The sequence below is a fragment of the Gammaproteobacteria bacterium genome (assembly GCA_024235095.1).
GTDB lineage: Bacteria > Pseudomonadota > Gammaproteobacteria > Competibacterales > Competibacteraceae > UBA2383.
In genome coordinates, this window is sequence record JACKNC010000004.1 from 16,253 (window position 1) to 38,815 (window position 22,563).

The following is a 22,563-nucleotide window of genomic DNA, read 5'->3' on the forward strand; positions in this document are numbered from 1 at the left end:
CAAAATTCATTTCTTGCTTTTGGCGACGCCAGGTTGGTCTTCGAGGGGACCCAGCGCTGCCTCCAATCGTTCGCACAGGGTCCGCAATACTTCGATGCGCGCATAGCGCTTGTCGTTCGCTTCAACCAGGGTCCACGGCGCTTGTCGCGTACTGGTGCGCTCGACCAGATCGTTGACCGCCACTTCATAATCCGCCCAGCGCTCGCGGTTGCGCCAGTCTTCATCGGTCAGTTTCCAGGCTTTGTAAGGAATTTGTTCGCGCTCCTTGAAGCGACGCAACTGCTCATCCGGGGTAATGTGTAGCCAGAATTTCAGCAACACGATGCCGCGCTCTACCAGTTGCGCCTCAAAATCATTGATTTCGGCATAAGCACGCTGCCATTCCCGGGTGCGAGCGAAGCCCTCGATCCGTTCCACCAGCACCCGCCCGTACCAGCTCCGGTCGTAGATGGTGACTCGTCCGGCGCGCGGCAGGTGCCGCCAGAATCGCCATAAATAGTTATGGGCGGCTTCCTCGTCAGTTGGCGCGGCGATTTGAATCACCTGGTAATCGCGGGCGTCCAGGGTAGCAGTGATGCGGCGGATGCTGCCGCCCTTGCCGGCGGCGTCCCAGCCTTCAAAGACCAGAAGGGTTGAAACCTTACGCTCGCGGGCCATGCGCTGAAGTTGGTTCAGTTTAGCCTGGTAATGTTTCAATCCGACGTCATAGTCTTCCTTGGACAGGGCTTTGTTCATATCCAGGCGCGAGAGAATCGTGATAATGGGTAATCCATCGACTTCTGCGGAAGCAGGCTTTAGCGTGTGGACGTCAGCATCGCCATTACCGCTGACCAGTGCTGCTTTGGCCTCGTCCAGCCGGAAGCGGATCGCATCGCGCATAACGGTGGCGACCGCGACGCTGCGGTAACGCGCGTCGTAACCTTCGATGATCTTCCACTGTGCCAAGCCGGTGCTGGTTTTCATAATCGTGCGCTCGGCGGCGGCGATGAAGGACTCATACAGCTCCCAGTGCTGCCAATCGCGCTTGGAGATCCGCCAGTGCAACAGCGGATTTTTCTCCAGCTTACGCAGACGTTCCTTTTGGGCGTCCTTGGAGAGGTGCATCCAGAATTTCAAAATCAGCGCACCATCGCCAGCCAGGGTTTGCTCAAAGGTCTTGATACGCTCCAGCCGTTCATCAAATTCCGCCAGATCGTTATGACCATAAACGTGATCGAGAATCGGCATGGAATACCAGGAACTCAGGAATAGACCGATCCGTCCCTGGGGCGGCAGATCGCGCCAGAATCGCCAGTATTCCGGCCGGTCGCGCTCCTCGTCAGAAAGTTCGCCAAACGCTCGGGTAATGAGCCAGCGGGAATCCAGCCATTCATGTAATTTGTTGACAGTCTCGCCTTTGCCAGCGCCATCTACGCCGGCAAAAACGACGATGACGGGAAAATCAGCCTTGCGTAGCTCCATCTGCATCATGAGCAGGTCTTCCCGCAATTGGGAAACTTGCTGGTGATAGTCTTCCTTGGGCAGCTTGTGTTGCAGTTCGGCGGTTCTGAACATCATGATCCTCACTGGCGTGGACAGGAATGATAGATATGTCGCCCTGTATTTTGTCAAAAATATAAATATAATTATATACTTATATAGATAACAACGGACACTGGAGAATTTCCGCGCTATTGGATCGATTGCGGCAATCCGGTTTAATGTTAATCTTAGAGCAGTTAACCGACAAACGCTCGACTCCCTGCCTGAGTCAAGACAGTCTCAGACCGCCGCCCAAGGCATGACTCAGCATATCTCAAAACAAAGGAGAAACCGAATGAATCGGCGACTATTGGCCGGTCTGATTCCTTTAGCATTTGCTTTGACGGGTCCAGTTCAAGCAGACATCTATGCTTTTGTGGACAGCAATGGGGTGCGACACTTGAGTAATGTGCCGAATGATCCACGCTACAAGCTGGTAATGCGCACGCCGGCCTACAGCAAGAAGGCGGCCCAGTCTTCGAGTTATGCGCCCAACAATCTTTATGGCCCTAGCCTTTTCGGGAATAACCTGGCGCGCAAGGCGGGTCGCGTCAAACCGTTCCGGGTCAACGAAAAGAATCGTCAGCGGTTTGCCGCCGACGTCAACCGGATCGCTGCTCAATATCGTCTGGAACCCGCACTGATGCATGCGGTGATCAGCGCTGAGTCCTCTTACAATCCCTGGGCGGTTTCTCCTAAGGGCGCCATGGGTCTCATGCAGCTCATGCCAGGCACCGCGGAACGATTCGGGGTCGACAACGCCTATGATCCGGTCGCCAACATGCATGGCGGCGCCCGTTATCTGCGCTGGCTGCTTGATCGTTTCAACAATATTCATCTGGCCGTAGCCGCCTACAATGCGGGCGAAGGCGCGGTGCAGAAATATGGCAACCAAATTCCCCCCTATCAGGAAACCCAAACCTATGTGGCGCGGGTGCTGAATTTCTATCAGCAATACCGATTGAGTGGTCTAAACACCGGCGCGCAAGGCAATATCGTGGCATTCAACCGTAATTACCCAGGCAGATCCAGCGGCGTAACCATCATCACCCCACGCACCAGCGGCCGCTTCGCCCGAACACCGGTTAAGGCCACATCATCAAATGCAGCGCCTAAAACCTATCTGACCCCGACAGGTGATCGGGTTATCGTTGGCAACAGTGGCGGAAACCGAAATTCAGTACAGGCTTCCACGCAATTTGTGGGCAATAACAAGTAATGCTAGGGAGACGTTCCGGTCAATGTTATAGTCTGGCAACCTGCTTAGCCTGCATTCCAAGGTACGCGGTGCGTACCCTACATCGACGACGTTGATACCGATCATTCAAGAGTAGGGTACGCACCGCGCACCGCTGCAGTGAATAGCCATGACCCGAAATGTAGGGATAACGGCGAGCAAGACAATAATTCCTGGGCGACAATGCATTGAACAACCGCTAGAATCATGCTCAGATTGTCCAGATAGTAACGTTGCTCATCCATGAAAATCACAGAATCCTTGAGCTTTGAAAACTGCCAAATTTCTCCAGAGGGGACGCAATCGTAAACCGGCAGGTTGGGCTGATGGTTGGTTTGATTAAATAAACCACTGATGAATTCTACTCTCACCCTTGCGCTTGACCTCATGCGCCGATCTTCGATCACGCCGGAAGACGCTGGTTGTCAGGAGCTGCTGATCAGTCGCTTGCAAGCTCTGGGCTTCCAAATAGAACGGTTGCGCTTCGGCATCGTTGACAACTTCTGGGCGCGGCTTGGCGATCAGGAACCATTGTTTGTTTTCGCCGGCCACACCGATGTGGTGCCCCCCGGCCCACTGGACCAGTGGTCATCCCCGCCGTTTGCGCCGGAGGTGCGCGACGGTTTCCTGTACGGGCGCGGCGCGGCGGATATGAAAGGCAGTCTGGCGGCAATGATCACCGCCTGCGAAGATTTCCTGAGCGCCTACCCCCAGCCGCGCGGTTCGCTGGCGTTCCTGATCACCAGCGATGAGGAAGGGCCGGCTACCGAAGGTACAGTCAAGGTGGTCGAGCGTTTGGAAGCGCGTAACGAGAAGATGCGCTGGTGCCTGGTCGGGGAACCGTCCAGCGTCCGCCAGATCGGCGATATCATCAAGAATGGCCGACGCGGTTCGTTGAACGGCCGCCTGTTGCTGCGCGGAATACAGGGCCATGTCGCTTATCCGCATCTGGCGCAAAATCCCATCCATGCGATTGGCGCGATTTTGACCGTGCTGGCCGATGAAGTCTGGGATCAGGGCTACGAGTGCTTTCCACCCACCTCGTTCCAGATTTCCAATTTGCAATCCGGCACCGGCGCGGTCAACATCATTCCCGGCGAGCTGGAGATGCGCTTCAATTTTCGCTTCTCCCCCGCCGTTACCGTGGAGCAACTTCAGGAACGCACCCGGCTGATCATCGAAACCGGCTTGCTCAACAAGGAAGTGAAAACCGGCCAGGTCTTCCAATATGCTCTGGACTGGAGTTTGTCAGGGATGCCCTTCTTCACGCCACCCGGCGAACTGTCGGCAGCGGCTATCCAGGCCATCCGCGCTGAAACCGGTCTGGACGCGCAACTCTCAACCAGCGGCGGCACCTCCGATGGCCGGTTCATTGCTCCAACGGGCGCGCAGGTCATCGAACTGGGTCCGCTCAACGCGACGATTCACCAAGTGAACGAACGGGTGGCGATTGCAGACCTGGAAACTCTGAACCGGATTTACCAGACTATTCTGAACCAACTGCTGGCTTGATCCAGCGCTGATCCGGCCAACGCTCTTCCAGGAAAAACCAATTCATGTCTTCAGAAACCTCGCCGCGTCTGCCCAACGCCCTGCGCATGGGTTTACTGGTCACCGGGCTGATGGGCCTGTTGATGGGCGCCCTGGCCTGGTTCCAGGTCGAGCGGGAGCGCACCACCGATCTTGATGAATTGGATCGGCGCGCTTATGTTCTGGTCCATCAGATGGCCTATTCGATCCAGGCGATTCTAAAATTGCCAGACAAGGAAGCGGCGGCGGCGCTGGGTTCAACTCTGGAAGGTTACCGACCGCTGATCGGCCTGGCAGTTTACCGTCCCGATGGACGCCTGATCGCCGAAGGTCCGGACCTTGTGGAGTTTTCCAGCGAATTAAAGCAGACCGTTCTCCAGGCGATCAAGGAACCCAAGGATGTGATCAAGGTGCTGAAAACGCCTACCACGCAGATCCATATCGTAACTTCTGTCATCCGCACTGCAGAAGGTCAACCGGAAGGGGTGCTGGCTGTCGTACATGATCTAACGGATGTGGTGGAGCGCGCCCGGAATCGGCGCCAGCAATTTGCGCTCTGGGGCGGCGTGATCATCCTGCTGCTCCTGACCGTGGTCGTCGCGGGTGCCTGGTTGCTATACGACCGTCCGCTGAACCGGATGGCGGCATGGATGCGGCAATTGCGCACTGGCGAAACGGATGAGTCACTGCCGGTCGATCCGCCGGTCGCGCGCCTGGCCACTGAGAGCGACCGGTTAGCCGCCACGTTACGGGCGAAACAGGCGGCAACGCAAAAGCAGGTCCAGCAGGCCAAGTCCGCCCACCCGATCTGGTCCCGCAACCGCTGGCGCGCGCACCTCAGCGATTGCCTGCGCGGCAGCCATTTGCTGCTGGTCAGCCATCGCGAACCTTACCTGCATGAGCTTCAGGATGGTCAACCGCGTCTGGTAACGCCGGCAGGCGGATTGGTGGCTGCCCTCGATCCAATCATGCGAGCCAGCAATGGCGTCTGGATCGCCCATGGAGCCGGTAATGCCGACCGGCGGACGGTGGACGCCAGAGATCGATTGATGGTCCCTCCCGATGATCCGAGTTATATCCTGCGGCGGGTCTGGCTGACTCGTGAAGAGGAGCATGGCTATTATCATGGCTTCGCCAATGAAGGACTGTGGCCGCTGTGCCATCGGGTTTATGAGCGTCCGGTCTTCCGCCCGCACAACTGGGAGTATTACGCGCGCATTAACCGGCGCTTTGCTGAAGCGGTTCTGCAGGAAGCCGGTTCCGATCCGGCGGTGGTGCTGGTGCATGACTACCAGTTGGCGCTGGTTCCCCGCTTGATCAAGGAAGTTCGTCCGGATCTGCGGGTCGGCCTGTTCTGGTATATTCCCTGGCCGGATGCGGAAACGTTTTGCATCTGCCCTTGGCGGAATGAGCTGTTGAGCGGCATGCTCGGCGCTGATCTGATCGGCTTTCATTTACAGCAGTACTGCAATCACTTCATGGAAACCGTCGACCGGTTGACTGACGCCCGGTTGGACTGGGACCATTTTTCCATTGATACACAAGGACACCATTCGCAGGTGCGACCCTTTCCCATTGGGGTCGAAAACAAGATGGATCAATCAATCCCGACTGGCGTCATCCTGGCCCAGCGTCTGGCTGACCTCCGCGATCGGCATTCCCTGGAAAACCTGCGTGTTGCAGTCGGCGTCGACCGAATCGACTACATCAAGGGTTTGCCGGAGCGCTTCAACGCCGTCGCCCGGTTTCTGGAACGCTATCCGCAACATCGGGGACGCTTCACGTTGGTGCAATTGGGCGTGCCCAGCCGTATGCACATTCGCCGCTACCGGGATCATCTCAATGAACTGGAATCCCTGGCGGATACCATTAACTGGCGTTTTCAGACCGCCTCATGGCAACCGATTCGTTTTCTGGTGGGCCAGCATGACCCGGTTACGGTTTACGCTTTCATGCGCATGGCCGAGATGAGTATTGTCAGTTCGCTGCATGACGGTATGAACCTGGTGGCCAAGGAATTTGTCGCGGCCCGTTCAGACCTGGATGGGGTGCTGGTGCTTTCGGAATTCACGGGGGCCGCCCGTGAATTAGAGGATGCGTTAATCGTGAATCCTTACGATACCGAACAGTTCGCCGAGACGATTCACCTGGCGCTGGACATGCCGGCGGACGAACGGCGCGAGCGTATGATTCGCATGCGGCGGCGGTTGGAAGAAAACAATGCCTACCGCTGGGCCGCAGATTTCCTGACGGAGTTGACCGCCAGGCCGGTGACCGACGAAGAGTCATGATGCATGGCCAGTGATCAGCCTACGGGCGATGCGCCGCCGGCCTTCGACATCGAACCGGGCGCGCTATATGTCGTAGCAACGCCGCTAGGCAACCTGGAAGATATCAGCGCGCGCGCCCTGCGCGTCCTGCGGGAGGTCGAAGGCATCGCTGCCGAAGATACCCGGCATACCGGGCGGTTGCTGGCGCATTTCGGCATCGCTACGCCGCTGTTCTCGCTGCATGAACACAATGAGCGCGCTCGACTGGAGCCAGTGGTTGAACGCTTGCAGCGCGGCCAATCATTAGCATTGGTCTCAGATGCTGGCACCCCGCTGATCAGCGATCCCGGTTTTCCACTGGTGCGCGAATTGCGTCGCCAGGGCTTGAAGGTTATCCCCATCCCTGGGCCTTGCAGCCTGGTGACGGCGCTGTCGGTGGCTGGCCTGCCGACGGACCGTTTCATCTTCGAGGGTTTCCTGCCAGCCAAATCCGCCGCGCGCCGCGCGCGTCTGCAGGGTTTGGCGCATGAGGAACGAACGCTGGTTTTCCTCGAAGCCAGTCATCGGATTGCCGAAATGCTGGCCGATTTGGCGATGGTGTTTGACGAGGAACGGTTCGCGGTGATCGCACGAGAATTGACCAAGCGTTTTGAAGAGGTGCATGGAGCGAATTTGAGCGAATTATTGGACTGGCTGGATGCTGATCCTAACCGTCGGCGCGGTGAATTCGTGGTGCTGGTTCACGGCGCGCCGGCTGTAGTGGATACAGTGGATACGCAGGAGATACGACGTTTGTTGGCCGCGCTGATAGAGGAATTGCCGCTGGGTCAGGCGGTCGCGGTCGCGGTCAAGGCGACCGGGCTAAAACGCAAGGCGCTGTATGAACTGGCGTTACGGCTGGAAAAAACTTAGAGAAGAATTTATTCCGAAACCGCCGCCTCTTGAATCCAAGAGGCGGCGGGTGGGGAGTAGCGCCGAACCTATCCCAGTTCCAGTTCCATCGGTTCGTCCATCCCAATCAGGGTCAGCGGCGTTGTTCCGTCTGCTGGCAACACCTGATCGTGGAATTCGGCGCTGTTCAAAAAGTCGTCAATGATGGTGGTTTCCGCCGCGCCCTGCTCCAGGAGATTGACCCAATACGTCTGACCGCCTGGGTCAGGGGCGCGGTTGAGAAGGCCCAGATAGAGTTCATCGACAGTGACAAGGGCGGCGCTTTGGGTGCGATATTCCGCCGAGTCGGTGAACGCCAGCAGCACCTCGGCAGCGGTGCGCGCGCCAGTGGCCAGTTGCGCGACCCAATACGCTTGACCTTCGGTATCCGGAGCGCGATCAAGCACCTGCGAATAGAGGAAGGCGACGAAGCTTTCTAAAGCGGTGGGCAGGATCGGGAAGGCCGGGTCTTGAAGCATCGCTTCGGCCCGATCTGTGAGGGTCTGGCCACTGCGCAGGGCTGCGATGTCGCGTTCCAGATCGCATTGCGTAGGGGCATGGCCCCAGACGCCTTCGTGCAGTCGGATCAAACTGTCGAGGGCGTCGCCTTCAGGGGCAGTCAGGAAGGTCTGCGCTAAGGTGATCGGGGTCAGCGTGGTCTGGAGCTGCTCGCGCCAGAAGGCTTGACCGGTTGATTCCCCTTCCCGATAGAGTAGATCGCGGTACATCTGGGCAACAAACAGGTCGTCGCGGGTGAAGACATCGTTGTCCTTCACAAGCGGGTTAGCGCCGTAAGCGCTTTCCCAGGCGTCGGGAATACCGTCGCCATCGGTGTCCGGGGTGAAGAACCCAGGACAACCGGGATCGAGTGGCGTGTCGTTAACGTCGGTGACGGTGACGGTGAGCGTTTGTTGCGCAGACCCGCCCTGACCGTCGTCCACGGTGACCGCCACGACATAGGCATTGTCGCGGTTGCTGTCCGTGGGGTTCTCAAAGTCAGGGGCAGTGATGAAGGTCAGGACACCGGTAGCGGCGTCGATTTGGAACCGGCCTTGATCCGCGCCGCCGGTCAACTGATAGGTAAGCGGATCGCTGTCGGCATCGATAGCGGTGAGCGTGGCGACCGCGGTTTGGTTTTCAGGGACGGTGACCGTGGCCGGACTGGTGATCACCGGCGCCGTGTTATCTGGCGTGGGTGGGGTCACAGCCAGGTACACCGGCCCGCCCGGATCGCTGATCGCGCCCGGCGTAGGATCGCTGTCCAGAGGACCATTGTCTTGCAGCACAAAGTCGATGCGTTGCTTGTCGCCTACGGTCGTGATCGTGATAGGGACGCTCACCCAGTCGCCTTGGGCATTTTGCTTGAGGTAACCATTCACCGGCAGGTCGCCGTCAATGAACAGGCGCATCGTGATTGCGCCGTCGGGCGTTACGCCAGTCACATCGAAGCTGAACACCCCCAAGGGGAACTGGCTGCCTTGCAGGTCGGGAGGCAGTTCGGCATCGCTCGGCGGGGGCAAAACAGTGATATTCGTTTGCTGGCCGCCGCCGTTGTTTTCGATCGTAATATAGCGCGAATGGCCTTGTGCATCGGTAAGACCAGTGGGTAGGGAGGTGACATTGGCCTGGCGGGTGTCGGGGATACCGTCACCGTTGCCGTCGCCTACTGTCCCATTAGGACCTACAACGCCGAGTTCCGTAGCGCTGTCAATGCCGTCGTTGTCGTCGTCCGGGTCCCGGTTGTCGCTGATCCCGTCGCCATCCGTGTCCCGATTGGCTTCCTCAGCGTCGCCTTGGCCGTCGTTGTCCGAGTCAGGGTCTTGATTGTCCGGTATACCATCGCCGTCAGTGTCTACCGCGCCGTCGCCTTCGTCGACATCTGGGATGCCATCGCCGTCGCTATCCGGTAGAGGCAGCGGAGGCGGCTCGGCAAAGTGGTTGTTCGTGACGTTGACCGCTGGGCTGATGGAAGCGGAATCGTTGCCGGCTGCATCCTGGATGGCGTTAGCGTCGTCGCTGGCGGTCGGATCAGCATAGGCGACGGTGACGGTGTCGCCGGGCGCAATGGGACTGGCCGGGGTGAGTTGCACCGTAGAACCGCTGATGCTGACGCCGGTCACGGTGCGGGGCTGATTGTTAACCTGGACGGTGAAGGCGCTCACCGCTGCCGTAGTGGTGCTCAGCGCTTCATTGTAGGTAAGGATGAGCAAAGTGCCGTTGGCGTTGGTCGCAGCCGATTGAAGCACAGGCGCGGTGCTATCAATCGTCACGGATAGCCCATCCGATGCGGAGGATGCGTTGCCCGCAGGGTCGGTCTGGAGCGCTTTGACCGTGTAGGTTCCCGCCGCCAGCACGCTGCTCGTCACCGACCAGGCGCCGCTCGCCACCGTCGCTGTGCCCAGGCTCTCGCCCGCATCAACCATACCGTTATTATTCGCATCAGCGAACAGGGTCACCGTCGCGCCATCCTCACCCGTGCCGGTGAAGGTCGGCGTCGTGTCGTTCGTGATATCGTCCGTGTCGCTGTCGCCCGTGTCGGAGGCCGCCACAAGATCCGGCGCGCCCGGCGCATTCGGTGCTACGCCATCCACGAGTACGCCTGTCGCATTCGGGGCGGTGTAGCTGAAGTTGGTCATAGCGCTGTTGGCGCTATTAGTGATCGTCGCGCCGTTAGGGGTGAGGCTGCTGGCAACGGTAATGCCATCGGTGTCCAGATTCCCGCTGACGACCGTGTAACGGAAGGTCGCAGTGGTGCTGTTGGTCACAGCGCTTTGGAGGGTGGCATTGACTGTTCCGCCGGTGTCGAGGGTGACTGCGATGTAAGGTGTGCCGTCCGTGGTGTCAATAGTGACGGCTTCGCTGAAGGTGACGGTGAAATCCAGGTTATCGCCGATCTTGTAGGTTCCGTCAGTGGGCGGGTTCACCGATTGCACGGTCGGCGCGCCAGTCAATACGATGTCATTGCCATCGCCACCCTGGTAGGAGAGCGTCAGGGTGACGCCATTGACGGTGATCGGAGCGCCCTCAGCGAAGCCGTTGAAGGTTCCGATAACCGCATCGTCGCCATCGTTGTCAATGAGCGTGAAGTCGCCGCTGGCTGACGGCGTGAAACCGTTGATGGACTGTATGTTGAGGGTAGCCCCGGTAACGTCTACAGCGCCGGTCACAGCGATCTGGTCATAGCCAGCGCCTGCCGTGGTTCCGCCCAGATCAATGTCCAGGGTCGCGCCATTTTTCAGTGTGAGATTACCGGTGTGCAAAACGCCCGCACCGCTGCCACCCGGCGCAAAGGTTGCGCCGCTTTCCACGGTGAGCGCGCCGGCCAGAGTCCCCTCGCCGTGCAGTGCGCCCGCCGAAATGGTCGTCGCGCCGGTGAGCGTGTGGTTGCCGCTCAACGTCAATGTCCCCGCGCCGGTTTTGGTCAGCGCGCCCGAACCACTGATCACACCCGTGAACGTGTTGCTGTTGATTTCGTCGATAGTTAAATGGTTTGCGTTCAGCGCTACCGAACCAGCGCCGGCCAGTCCACCAATCGTCTCATCGCTGCTCAGCGCCAGCGCGGCGCCGTTCTCCACCGTGACTGCGCTGGCGTCGGTAATGGCGTTGCCGCCCGTTGCCGCCAAGGTTCCTGCGCTGATCGTGGTGTTGCCAGTGTAGCCATTACTACCGGCCAGCGTCAGCGTCCCCGCACCTTGTTTAGTAAAACCATATATCCCTGACTCTACTGAAATATTTCCAGTAAGCGTCACATCACCTGCATTGACGAAATAAGCATCCTTACCTAAAAGCAGGCTATTCGCAAAAGTTCCGGCGCCGTGCAACGTCAGACTGCCGCTGCCGCCCGCGAGGGAGACAAGCACACCGGAGCTGATCGAGCCGCTGGTCTGCAACCCCAAGGCGCCCTGATTGAGCGTCAGAGTACCGCCGGAGAAATTGGCTGCGCTGCCCAGAGTCAGGGTGCCATTCCCTGTTTTGCCGATATTCTGCCCGGCATCGGCGACGGAGATAGCGCCGTCCAAGGTCACATCCTGGCCAGTGTCAACCTTGATCGAACTAAACTTACCGCCTTTCGTCGCCGCCAGATGGATGCTATTGGTGACCGTGCTGGAGCCGCTCAAGCTCAAATGCAGGCTGCCGTCTGCAAGCGTCAGTGTTCCAGACCCAAGCGCCGCAGCATCGGTGATTGATACATAGCCCGTCTGTATGGTGATATCGCCGGCATAGCCGCTGTTGTTGCCCGAAAGCGTCAGGGTCTTCGAGGCGCCGATCTTGGTCAGGTCACCTGAGCCGGATAGTGTCCCAGAGAGGGTAGCGTGTCCAGAGAGGTCAATCGTACCATTACCGAAGCCGATTACCACCGACTTGTCGATATCCATGGCCCCGGTCACCGCCAGCGCGCCGCCGTCGAGAGTGAGCGTTGTTCCGCCGCTGCCTAGATCAGTCGCTTCCGCAATCGACAGCGTTCCCCCTGAGAGGGTCGTGTTGCCGTAGGTGTTGTTGCCCGAGAGAATCAGTGTGCCTGCGCCAACTTTGTTCAGTGCGCCAGAACCGGAGATCACGCCTGAGAGCGTGGCCGTGACGCCGCTATTAACACCGATGTTCCCTGTGCCCGAGGAGAGGCTGATCGCCTTGGTGATGTCGCTCGCGCCGGTGATCCCCAGCGCGCTCCCATCGGCCAGCACAATCCCGCCACCGCCCACGCTGCTGTCGCCGGCTACTTGCAGGGTTCCGGCGGAAACGGTGGTCGCGCCGTCATAATTGTTCGCGCCGGATAGCGTTAGGGTGCCCGCGCCGGTTTTGGTCAGGGAGCCGCTGCCAGACATGCTGCCCGCGTAGGTTTCATCGGCACCAAAACTCTGGTCGAAAACCACGCTAGCGTTATTGGTGATGTTGCCTCGCAGGCTGTCGGTCGTGCCTGCGAGGGTTCCCGCAGATACGGTCGTGCCGCCGCTGTAGGTATTCGTCCCGGTCAAGGTCAAGGCGCCAGCGCCAGTTTTCAATACAGCCCCTATACCGGGCAGCGATGTCTCTATCGTCCCGGTGTCGTTGCTGCTATTGGTCAGCGTTAGCGTCACCCCGGAATTGAGAGGGAGCGCCCCTCCGCTGAGTGTAGCGCCGCTAGCGGCATCCAAGTCGAGGGTCAGGCTTTCCGTCAAGGAGGAGGCCGATAACGTACTCACTGTTTGCCCGGCCAGACTGCTGGCCAGGGCGATAGTCTGCGTCCCGCTGGTGTCGGCGAGGGCAATCGCGATGGCCTCGGAGAAACTCACGCCGTCATTGATGTCGATGCTGGCGGTATCGGTCGTGTTGGTGACGTAGATCGTATCCGAAGTCACCGTGACCGTGCCGGTGTCCGCGTCGCTTCCATCGCTGACGGTAAATTCCAATTCAGCGTCGCCAGCAGGCGTGTCGTTTTGGTAGGTGATGTGCTGGAGAACGTCATTGACCAAGGCGGTAGTCGCCGCCGTTCCGGTGCTGTTGAAGGTGATCGTCAGTACGCCGCCCGCGTTCGTAAAACTGGCGAAGGTCTGGCCGCCGGCTTGCAAGTCGCCGCTGTTGACCGTGAAACCGGCGCCGCTGGTATCGAAGTCAAAGGTATCCGTTGTGATCGCCGCACCCAAACGCTGCACGGTCAGTGAACCGCCGCTCCAGTCGCCATTGCTGCTGTTGAGCGTATCGAAATTGGTATCTGCAACCGTGGCATCGCTGTCCAGCGTGACCGTGTTTCCTTCGACCCAGGCGACCGAACCGCCGTCAAGGTTGCTGAAGGTGGGGGCGCTATTCGCAGTTGTCAGGACAATGTCGTTACCATCGCCGCCCTGGTAAGAGAGCGTCAGGGCAATGCCGTTGACGGTGATCGTAGCGCCTTCGTTCAGGCCGCTGAAGGTGCCTGCGACGGGATCGCTGCTGCCATCGTTGCTAATCAGGGTGAATGCGCCGGTCGGCGTAAAGCCGTTGATGGACTGTACGTTGAGGGTGGCCCCGGTAACGTCCACAACGCCGGTCACAGCGATCTGGTCATAGCCAGCGCCTGCCGTGGTTCCGCCTAGCTCAATGTTCAGGGTCGCACCGCTTTTCAAGCTCAAGTTGCCGGTGTGCAGAGCGCCCGCGCCGCTGCCGCCCGGCGCAAAGGTTGCGCCGCTTTCCACGGTGAGCGCGCCGGCCAGAGTCCCCTCGCCGTGCAGTGCGCCCGCCGAAATGGTCGTCGCGCCGATGAGCGTGTGGTTGCCGCTCAACGTCAATGTTCCCGCGCCGGTTTTAGTCAGCGCGCCTGCACCGCTGATCACGCCGGTGAGCGTGACAGCGGCGAGGGTGTTAATTACGCCATCGCCAAACCCGAGGACAACAGTTTGGTTGAAGGTCGAGGCGCTGGTTACCGCCAGCGTACCGCCGTCCAGCGTGAGCGTTGTTCCGCCGCTGCCTAGATCAGTCGCTTCCGCAATCGACAGCGTTCCCCCTGAGAGGGTCGTGTTGCCGTAGGTGTTGTTGCCCGAGAGAATCAGTGTGCCTGCGCCAACTTTGTTCAGTGCGCCAGAACCGGAGATCACGCCTGAGAGCGTGGCCGTGTCGCCGCTGTCAACATCGATGTTCCCTGCGCCCGAGGAGAGATTGATCGCCTTGGTGATGTCGCTCGCGCCGGTGATCCCCAGCGTGCTCCCATCGGCCAGCACAATCCCACCACCGCTCACGCTGCTGTCGCCGGCTACTTGCAGGGTTCCGGCGGAAACGGTGGTCGCTCCGTCATAGTTGTTCGCGCCGGATAGAGCCAGGGTACCCGCTCCTCCTTTCATCAGGTCAAAGCTGCCAGCGCCGTCGGAAATGGTCCCTGACAGGGTCGTATCTCCAGCGACGATGATGCTGGCATCACCGTTCAGGGTGATGCTCTTGGCAATCGTGGTGGAGTCGCTGATGCCCAGCGTCGCACCTGCGCCCAGGAGCAGCGCGCCGTTGCCTAGGTTGCTGTCGGTCGCAATGTTCAACGCGCCGGTCGCAATGGTCGTGTCGCCGGAATAGATGTTGGTACCCGACAGGGTCAGCGTGCCGGCGCCAATCTTCGAAAATCCACCGCTCCCTGATAAGTCGCCGCTCAACGTCGCGTCGTTGCCTACGCTGATTGCCGTGCTGCCGGTTGAGGTATTGCCCAGTAAATTGATCGCATTGTCGACTGTAACGCCGGTACCGGTGATCGCCAGGATGGCGGATTTCGAGGACCCGCCCAGCGAAAGTGTGCCCTTGAACAAATTGCCATCGTCCATCACTGACAAGGTGCCGCTACTGACGGCCATGTCGCCCGTCACTGACGAGTTGCTGCTGTTGCTCAGAATCAGTGTCCCCGAACCGGTCTTGGTCAAGGAGCCAGCGCCGGTGAATTGGCCGGTGATGCTGAGGTTAGAGCTTATGGTGGTTGTCGAGACCGTTAGGTCGCCGTCCAAGGTCACGGTCCCGGCCAGGGTTGTGGCACCGCCGGAGGACATCGAAAGAGCTGCGCTGCCACTGGCCGTCACAGCTTCAGCGATCGTGAGTCCCCCGCCGAGCGCCAGCGTCGCGCCGTCGCTGATAAGGGTGGCGCCGTCGGTGCTACCCAAGGCATTGTTGTGTTCCGCCGCGATCGTGCCAGCACTAATGGTGGTCACGCCGGTATAGGTGTTGTCGCCTCTGAAAGAGACCGTTCCGGTGCCGGTCTTGGTGATGCCAAAGCCGCCACCGATGGTTCCTGTCAAGACCAGGGATGTGTTGCTCTTAGAATAGAAGGTGGCGTCCCCAGCCAGACTGATCGCGCCGCTGATCGTGGCGTTTCCAAAGCTACTGGGGTCATACCGCAGCACGCCACCGCCGGAGAGGCCGCTGCCAGCCAGCGTCAGGTTCTCGCCGAAGGTATAGGCGCCATCGATCCACAGTGCGGCGCCACTCTCGACTGTTGTGCCACCATCCGTCGCGCCCAGTGCAGCTGCGTTCCCAACGACCAAAGCCCCCGCTGAAACTGTCGTCTCGCCGTTGTAGGTGTTACTGCCTGCCACGGTCAGCGCCCCAGCGCCGGTCTTAACCAACGCCCCGCTCCCCGACAGGATGCCGGTATAAGCGCCATAGCCACTTTGGCTGAATTCAATAGTCGCGTCGTTGGTAATATCACCCAGCAGGGTGGAACTGGTGCCTTTCAGTGTGCCTGCCGAGACGGTCGTGCCACCGGTATAGGTACCAGTACCCGCCAGCGTCAATGTGCCGGCGCCGGTTTTGGTCAGCGTGCCAGAACCGGAAATCGTGCCTGAGAGCGTGGCCGTAATGCCGCTGTCAACACCGATGTCCCCTGTGCCCGAGGAGAGATTGATCGCCTTGGTGATGTCGCTCGCGCCGGTGATCCCCAGCGTGCTCCCATCGGCCAGCACAATCCCGCCACCGCCCACGCTGCTGTCACCCGCTACTTGCAGGGTTCCAGCGGAAACGGTGGTCGCGCCGTCATAATTGTTCGCGCCGGATAGCGTTAGGGCGCCGGCCCCTCCTTTCGTCAGGCCAAAGCTGCCAGCGCCGTCGGATATTGTCCCTGACAGGGTCACATCTCCAGCAACGGTGACACCGGCATCACCATTCAAAGTGATGTCCTTGGCAATCGTGGTGGGATTGCTGATTCCCAGCGTCGCACCCGCGCCAAGGAGCAGTGCGCCGTTGCCCAGGTTGCTGTCGGTCGCAATGTTCAACGTGCCGGACGCAATGGTCGTGTCGCCGGAATAGGTGTTAGTGCCTGCCAGAGCCAGGCTGCCATCGCCGATCTTGGTTAAAGCGCCTATACCGGATAGCGATGTCTCTATCGTCCCGTTATCGCCACCGCCATTGGTCAGTGTCAACGTTACTCCAGCAGCATCGAGAGCGAGCGTTCCCTCACTCAGTGTGGCGCCGCTGGCGGCGTTGAGGTCGAGAATCAGGCTTTCCGCCAAGGAGGAGGCCGATGACGTACTCACTGTTTGCCCGGCCAGGCTACTGGCCAAAGCGATGGTCTGCGCACCCGTGGTGTCCGCCGCTGCTATGGCAATGGCTTCGGAGAAACTATTGCCATCCGCTGCGCTGATCGTCGTCGTATCTGTAGTGTTTGTAACGTAAATCAAATCACTGGTGACGGTGACATCGGCATCGGTCGTGCTAGTGCCGTCACTCAGAGCGAATCGAATGATCGCATCGCCAAAGGGCGTCGAGTTGGTATAGCCGATGTTGCGAATCAGTGTCTCTATCCGGGTCGTCGTGGCATTGGCGTCGAAGGTGATAACCAGCTTGCCCGTCGCACTCGTATAGGTCCAGTCGGCAAATTTTGTTCCACTGTCGCTTAATGTCCCACTGCCATCTGATCCTTCGCTGATGCTTCCTGTCGCCGTCACACCGGACAGGAAACTGAAGACGTCGTACAGATTGCCATCCGCCACGCCGCCAGACGTCACACGCTGGAGGGTCAAGCTGCCGCCGCTCCAGGCTGAATCACTGGCGGTAGCAGTCGCATCCGCCAATCCGCTGCTGGCGGCAGCGAGAGTGACTTCATTGCCGGTTCCAGCGCCACCTCCGTTCAGGTCGATGGTCGGCGGCGTGTTATAAGGGGCTTGCAACATAAACTCGTTGCCGCCGCTCGTTGCTTCGCCATCAGTCGCTGCGTAATAGGCGGTCAGGATGACGCCGTCTCCACCTGCCGTCAGCGTACCGCCTTCGGCCAGACCGCTGAATGTTCCGGAAATCGCATCAGAGCTATCGTTTGAGATCACCCGATAGCTGTCGCCATTGCCCGCGGCGTAGGAATGCGTCGCCGAAAAAGTTGCGCCACTGGTGATTGCCACCGTGCCGCTCACCGCTACCGCATCATATGTAGTGCCTATCGAGTTCCCTGCGATATTAACAGCATAGGCGCCCGATGCTCCAAAGAGCAGATTGCCATTGATGGTGATCGCCCCGACATTGCTGTCCGTACCAACCACACCGGGCGCAAGCGTTCCATTAATCGTTACCGTGTTACTCCCAGAGCTGAAAATGGTTCCATTGCCGCCCAGGGTCGCGCCGTTGTTGACCGTCACACCCGACGTCCCAGTCAGTGCGCCTGTCACATATAAGGTTCCCACTGAAACGGTTGTGCTACCGGTATAAGAGTTGGTTACGGAAAGCGAAAGGATGCCGGCGCCGGTCTTGTCGAGCGATCCGGTTCCTGTAATTTGTCCCGACACAGTGGCTGATTGACCACTGGCTACACTAATAACATCGGTTGAGGAACCATCGAGAGTTAACGCATTATCAATATTTGTATCACCCGTTATCAATAGCGTACTATCTTGCAGGATCACCGTACCGGTCCCGAGATTGCTATCCTGAGAGACCGCCAAAGCGCCGCTGGAAATTATTGTTGTCCCGTTGTAGGTATTTTCCCCAGACAGGGTCAGTGTGGCGCTTCCCAATTTGATCAGGCCATCCGATCCTGAAATGACGCCAGCAAATGTTCCATCCGTGTCTTGCGATACCGTCAGGGCCTGATCTAATGCAATTTCGCCGCTTGCGCCTGATAGATTGCCGATGGTCTCGGCGATTTGCACAGTTAGCGTACCGCCGTTCATCGTCACCGCACTGCTGTCTGAGAGCGCAGCGCCGCTCGAAATAGTCAAGCCGCCGGCGGTCAGCGTCGTGTCGCCGCTGTACATATTGCTACCTGACAGGGTCAGCGTACCCGCGCCGGTTTTGGTTAAAGCGCCTGATCCCTCGATGCTGCCGGAGAAGACGGTATCTGAGCTTTGATTAACGGTCAGCGTGCTAGTACCCAAGTCGACTGCACCTGAGCCAGCCAACCCGCCGATGGTTTCATCCAAGGCCAAGCGCAACGCGCCTGCGCCCTCGACCGTTACGACACTACTATCGGAAATCGCTCCAGAGGCCGCGCTAGCGATAAGAGCGCCAGCAGAAATAGTGGTCGCGCCACTGTAACTGTTGTTCCCGGTCAGCGTGATGGTGCCATTGCCGCTCTTTAGCAGTTCACCATTACCACTGATCGCTCCTGTGTAGGTGCCGTCGGAACTCTGGCTGAATTCCACAGTGGCGTTGTTAGTGATGTCACCGAGCAAACTGGACGTGGTGCCCTTCAGGGCACCTGCCGAGACCGTGGCGCCACCAGTGTAGGTGTTGCCGCTGGAGAGTATCAGGGTGCCGGCATCGACCTTTTCCAGCCTACCGGAACCAGAAATCACACCTGATAGCGTGACGGCGCCGCTGTCCACGCCAATCTGCGCCGTGCCAGAGAGATTGACTGCCTTAGTGATGTTAGCTGAGTTAGTGATACCCAATTTTGCGCCGTGGGCCAGTGCAATCCCGCCGCCGTTGCCAAGGTTGCTGTCTTCAGCAATGGTCAGTGTACCGCCGCTTACCGACGTGCCGCCGGTATAGGTATTGGTGGCGCTCAGGGCCAGTGTACCGGCACCGGCCTTAGTCAGCGAACCGCTACCCGCGATGACCGAGGCGATGCCGTCAGCATCCCCGCTGCCCGAAGTCCAGGTCATGCCGCCGTCCAAGGTGAGCTTCTGTCCAGTGATGGTCAATCCCGCACCATCGCTAGCATCGATGCTCAGGCCACTTTCCAGCGTCGTATCCGCGCCCAGGGTGATGGTTTCGGCGTTAGCGAACACCATCGAGTCCAGCCTGAAGCTCTGCGCGCCAGCCTGGTTATTGGCGATATCCGCCGCTTCTTCAAAGGTGATGGTGTTGCGATCGGTATCGATCGTGACGCCAGTGTCGTTGATATAGATAACGTCCGAAGTCACCGTGACCGTGGCGTTATCCGAGGCGCTTCCGTCACTGATAGTGAACTGTAAGTCAGCGTCGCCAGCGGGCGTATCGTTTTGGTAGGTAATGTGCTGGAGGACATCGTTGACCAAGGCGGTGGTTGCGACATTAGCGCCGCTGAAGGTGATCGTGAGCACCCCTCCAGTATTAGTGAAAGTGGCGAAAGTGTTCGAGCTGCCGTCCTGGAGGGCGCCGCCACTGACCGTGAAATTACTGCTGGAGGCGAAGTCGAACACGTCGCTGGTTACTGCGGCGCCGTCGCGCTGAATGGTTAAAGTCGCGCCGGACCAATCACCATTGCCGCTGTTGAGCGTATCGAAGTCGGTGTCCACAATCGTGGCGTCGCTGTCCAGCGTGACGGTGCTTCCTTCGACCCAGGCGACTGAGCCGCCATCGAGGTTGCTGAAGGTGGGCGCACTATTATTGGCAATGGTAACCGCTGTCGATCCCGTTGCCGTCTTCGCTCCGCCGCTTCCTTGGCTGATGGTCGTTCCGTCGCTGAAAGTCCAATCAAGGGTAACAGCGCCGCTCGTATCCACCGCATTGCTATAGGCAATAGTCTGCAAGACCTTGTCAACCATGACCGAGGTTGCACTGTTGTTAAAGGCGACCGTCAACGTACCGCTGCTTTCCGACCAAGTTCCAATGGTAGTGCTGTTATAGGTGATGTTGCTGCCGCTCAAAGCAACCGTACTGCCACTGTCAACAATGGAAAAGTTATCGTTCGCACTCGCTCCGCCTTGACGGACGATAGTCAGCGAAGCGCCGTTGTAATCGCCGGAACCGGAATTCTCGGCGTCCAGCTCTATATCCGTAACTGTGACATCAGAATCGAGGGCGACAGCCGATCCGCCAAATGCAAAGCTGACCGTCCCGCCGAGATTGCTGAACGACGGCGCATCATTAACCGCCGTGACGGAAATGGTCGCCGTGGCGCTGGCGGAAGAATAGGCTGTCCCGGTCGTCGTATTTGCCGTGATGTCGCCTGCCGATCCAGAACTCTGATCCCAGGCTTTGAAGGTGACGGAGCCAGTATCCGAGCCATTGTAGTTCCCATCGGGAACGAACCGCAGATAGTCATCATGCGCGAGCAACACGGCGCTCGTTTCGCTTACGCCGGAAACATCGTCCCAACTAATGCCATCGGTGCTGTACTGCCATGTACCGTTGGTATTGGCTACCCCAGTAACGGCGATGCCAATGCTGGCGCTATCAGGATCGGTTACGGTCCCAGCATTGGACGAGAGAATGGCGGAAACCAGCGTCCCCGAATTTGTCGCTGGATCTTCCGTGATGGTGGTCAGAGACCGCGCCCCGGTGCTCAGGATTGGCGCGTCGTTGACGGCATCGATATACACCGGGACCGAAATCGTCGAGCTGTCGTTCGTCCCGTCATTGAATGTCCAGTCCAACGACACGGATGACGGCGGCGCATCGGAAGAGTTGGAATAGGTGATGCTCTCAAGAATAAGGTCGACATCGTCCGATGTAGCGTTGCTGTCGAAGGTGAGCTTCAGGACGCCATTGGAGTTGGTCGTCACGGTCCCAACCTGGGTGCTGGCGAAGGTAAAGGACTGCTCTTCTGTCAGTGTGCCGAGACTGTTTTTGTTGCCAAATACGTCCTCGCTGTTGGCGCCACCATTCCGAACAATAGTGATGGATGCGCCATCGTAATTACCGGCGCTACTGTTGAGCGCGTCTAGTTCCGTGTCGGAAACGGTCACGTCACCATCAATCGCGACCGCTGAGTCGCCTTCTGTAAACGTATTCCCGCCGGTCGTCGCGCCGAAATCAAGGACAGGAGGGTTAGTGTCGGAAGCGGTGACGGCAGTGTCCAAAATCAATGTATCGATGCCGAACGATCCGCCGCCGGAAGAAGTAGTCACATCCGAGGCAAACGTAAATCGGAGTTCGTCAATGTTCTCAAAAGTGTTGTCAAAAGTGATTGTGGTGCCCTGATCGGCGACAAAAGTCTTAGAAGTCGTTCCAACTGCTGTACTGCCACCATCTCGATACCCGGCGATAGTTACTGGAATCCCGGCCGCTTGTCCGTTCGCTGCCGCCTCCAACGAACTAATCTTGAAGTTATTGCCATCCGTTGCTTTAATTATTAGTTCATTAAAATAACGCCCTTGACCATCCACATTTGCAGTCGTTATGCCCAAGACATCATCACCAACACCGTTGATGCCGGCAATACTGGTAGAGATGTTTGCCTGTGCAAGGCCAGTGAAAGATACATCAAATCCAAAATTTCCTGGATTAGTATAACTACCATCCGTATCAAAACTGCTGCCCGACAAGGGTATGTTAGACGAACCCCACTCTATGGTGGTCGGAAGCGTTAATGTCAACAAATGAGAGTAAGCCGGCGCAGACACCGTGAAAAGACTGGATGTAAATTCTCCGATTCGATACTCAAGCTCCCAGTTTCCGCCGAATGTAGCTGAACCGGTAAGATCGTCTGAAGCCGCTACATCCGCTCCAGTCGCCTCGGCCAACTGCCGAACGAACGCCTCCCCGGCTTCGCTGTCAGCAATATTGCAGCTATAAAGCAGCAAATCCCCCTGCTCGCCCAGTGCTTCGCCCAACGCCGCTGTCAGGGCAGCATAGTTGTCCAGATTCTCGGATGTGATTGTCTCACCGCCCAGACGCAACGCCCCTACGCCACCATGCGAGAGAACATGGATCGCGTCAAGATCGCTGAACGCGCCCAATTGCTCGGTTAACCAGGCAAGTGCATCGCCCGATTCTGGCAGAATGAGCACCTGTGTATCGGGGACCAGACCTTGGAGCAGGGTTTGATAGTCATTAACTGCTGGGTCCACGATCAGCAGCTGGCGGGCAGCAGAAGTAGATGGGGTGTCGGCGGCGGTGGAACCTGCGGAGGCATTGTCGGAAAGATACATGATTTAGCTCCAAGATCGGTGGCTCGCGGTCACTGTGCGGATGCTTCATTGAGCATTAGTTTAATTTGATCAATCAGTTAAAAAAAGCGCGCACTCTATGGATTATCGGCTGATTTAATTGAACCTTGAGCAAAAATAGCCGAATAGCCTTAAAACGACAAGAGGAATACAACTCAAAATGGGCGTCGGACGCTCTTGACATCGGCGAGAAATAATGCAGTGTGCAATCAGTGAATTCGAGATAAAACTGCTTATCGAAAAGTTGTTCAGCGGTACAAAGGAGCCATCGAATTCCACATTTCTGATGCAGAACAATTTTTAATAAAATTAAAATTAAATTTCAATTATTTGAAAATCAATCCTTTAATGATCA

The 22,563-nt window shown here is 58.3% G+C and carries 6 protein-coding genes; 4 read left to right on the forward strand and 2 right to left on the reverse strand.

Annotation, left to right across the window (positions count from 1 at the left end; genetic code table 11):
- Positions 1-6: 6 nt before the first annotated feature.
- A complete protein-coding gene (gene pap, locus H6973_20180) occupies positions 7-1,554 on the reverse strand; it encodes a polyphosphate:AMP phosphotransferase (protein ID MCP5127837.1) in 1,548 nt (515 codons plus the stop codon).
- 226 nt (positions 1,555-1,780) lie between these two features.
- On the opposite strand from pap, the gene H6973_20185 reads away from it, so the two are divergent.
- The 4 genes from H6973_20185 (at position 1,781) to rsmI (ending at position 7,470) form a co-directional block, all read left to right on the forward strand.
- Positions 1,781-2,740, forward strand: coding sequence for a lytic transglycosylase domain-containing protein (locus H6973_20185; protein ID MCP5127838.1), 960 nt, complete (start codon positions 1,781-1,783; stop codon positions 2,738-2,740).
- Between the two features lie 372 nt (positions 2,741-3,112).
- On the forward strand, positions 3,113-4,270 hold the full coding sequence (gene dapE / locus H6973_20190; protein ID MCP5127839.1) for a succinyl-diaminopimelate desuccinylase: 1,158 nt from the start codon (positions 3,113-3,115) through the stop codon (positions 4,268-4,270).
- A 44-nt stretch (positions 4,271-4,314) separates the two neighbouring features.
- Positions 4,315-6,579: a trehalose-6-phosphate synthase gene (locus tag H6973_20195; protein MCP5127840.1), complete on the forward strand. Its 2,265-nt coding sequence runs from the start codon at positions 4,315-4,317 to the stop codon at positions 6,577-6,579.
- A 3-nt stretch (positions 6,580-6,582) separates the two neighbouring features.
- The gene (gene rsmI / locus H6973_20200) at positions 6,583-7,470 is read left to right on the forward strand and encodes a 16S rRNA (cytidine(1402)-2'-O)-methyltransferase (GenBank protein ID MCP5127841.1); all 888 of its coding nucleotides are present in this window, start codon (positions 6,583-6,585) and stop codon (positions 7,468-7,470) included.
- A gap of 68 nt (positions 7,471-7,538) precedes the next feature.
- On the opposite strand, the gene H6973_20205 is transcribed toward rsmI, so the two are convergent.
- Positions 7,539-22,190, reverse strand: a complete 14,652-nt coding sequence (locus tag H6973_20205) for an autotransporter-associated beta strand repeat-containing protein (GenBank protein MCP5127842.1) — start codon at positions 22,188-22,190, stop codon at positions 7,539-7,541.
- Positions 22,191-22,563 lie beyond the last annotated feature (373 nt).

Bases quoted from the DNA above. Each gene is read 5' to 3' on its own strand.
- H6973_20185 (MCP5127838.1), top strand. From the start codon at position 1,781: ATGACTCAGCATATCTCAAAACAAAGGAGAAACCGAATGAATCGGCGA.
- H6973_20195 (MCP5127840.1), top strand. From the start codon at position 4,315: ATGTCTTCAGAAACCTCGCCGCGTCTGCCCAACGCCCTGCGCATGGGT.
- rsmI (MCP5127841.1), top strand. From the start codon at position 6,583: ATGGCCAGTGATCAGCCTACGGGCGATGCGCCGCCGGCCTTCGACATC.
- H6973_20205 (MCP5127842.1), bottom strand. From the start codon at position 22,190: ATGTATCTTTCCGACAATGCCTCCGCAGGTTCCACCGCCGCCGACACC.
- pap (MCP5127837.1), bottom strand. From the start codon at position 1,554: ATGTTCAGAACCGCCGAACTGCAACACAAGCTGCCCAAGGAAGACTAT.
- dapE (MCP5127839.1), top strand. From the start codon at position 3,113: ATGAATTCTACTCTCACCCTTGCGCTTGACCTCATGCGCCGATCTTCG.